This is a genomic window from Burkholderia sp. Cy-637 (assembly GCF_011753175.1).
GTDB lineage: Bacteria > Pseudomonadota > Gammaproteobacteria > Burkholderiales > Burkholderiaceae > Burkholderia > Burkholderia gladioli.
Map to the genome: position 1 here is coordinate 1 of NZ_VWWC01000377.1, position 1,398 is coordinate 1,398.

Annotated in this window: 1 protein-coding gene; it reads right to left on the bottom strand. The window is 74.2% G+C overall.

Annotated features, from left to right (window positions below; translation table 11 throughout):
* On the bottom strand, positions 1 to 1,274 hold a 1,274-nt coding region (locus F3J10_RS35670), incomplete at its 3' end, for a patatin-like phospholipase family protein (RefSeq protein ID WP_240155812.1).
* Between the last annotated feature and the right edge of the window lie 124 nt (positions 1,275 to 1,398).

Genomic DNA, 1,398 nt, shown 5'->3' on the forward strand with positions numbered 1-1,398 from the left:
GCCACCGGCCGCACCACCGGCCGCACCACCGGCGACACCACCGGCGACACCACCGGCGACACCACCGGCGACACCACCGGCGACACCGGCGGCGGCACGCGCGGCGGCGAGCCGCCGCCGGGGCTGGCCGAGGCGATCCATTCGGCCAGCGTCTCGCGCTGCCGCATCGCGTCGGCATGGCCGAGCGCGATCAGCTCGCGCGTGAACTCCGCCTCGAACAGCAGGTAGCTCGCGAACGAGGCGCCGGCCGGCTGGTTGCCGCCCATCGCGCCGAGCAGCGCGCGCACCGTGGCCGGCAGCCGCCGCAGATGCTTGGCGGCGATCAGCTCGATGCGCTCGGAAGGCGCGATCGCCAGCACGTCGACATGGCGCCAGCCGCTCTCGGGCTCGACCTGGCGCGGCAGGTGCTCGACCACGCGGTTGACGTGCTCGATGTGCTCGATGTCGGTGCCGATCGAATCGAGGAACACGCTGGCCAGCACCTGCTGGCCGATCTGCGCCAGCGACGGATAGGCGCTCGCGTGCCCGTTCGCCGCCGGCACCTCGGGACGCGCGGCGGCCGCGCCGATCACCACGATCCGGTCGCCGCCGAAATGGATCGCCGGCGACAGCGGCGCGATCTGGCGGATCGAGCCGTCGCCGAAATACTCGATGCGCCCGTCGATCACTAGCGGCACCGCCGGAAACACGAAGGGGATCGCCGAGGAGGCCAGCAGGTGCGCGGCCGACAGGTCGACCATCCGCGCCGTGCGCTGGGCGCGCCGCCAGGCGTGGATCGGCTCGCTGCCCTCGTAGAAGGTCAGGTGGCGGCCGCTGGTGTAGCTGAGCGCGGTGATCGACAGCGCGTGCAGCTTGCGCGCGCCGAGCATCTGGCCGACCCGGTGGAAGTTCAGCTCGCGCTGCAGCAGGTGGGCCAGTGGCGCGTTATCGAGCAGCGCGCGCGGCGAACGGCGCGCGGCCCAGCCCAGGCTCATCGCGGCCAGCCAGCGCGCCCCCGCGGCGGCCACGCCGAGCCAGTCGGTGCGGTAGATCATTTCGGCGCGCAGGTGCTCCCAGAACGAGAGCAGGCGCGCGGCGCCATGCGGGAAGTCGTCGGCGTGGCTGGCGATCGCGGCGGCGTTGATGGCGCCGGCCGAGGAGCCGCAGACGATCGCGAAGGGCAGCTCGCGGCGGGTCGGCTCGACCTCGCGCGCGATCTCGGCCAGCGCGGACAGCACGCCGGCCTGATAGGCGGCACGCGCGCCGCCTCCCATCAGAACGAGCGCGAGCCGCATGCGGGCCTCAGTCGGTGAGGGCGCAGCGCATCACGGGCTGCGCTTGCGCGAGGATTTCGCGGCCGGCGGCGCTGCGTCGTGCGCATCGTCCGGCGCCTCGGGCGCCGCCGCGCGCGGCTTGGGC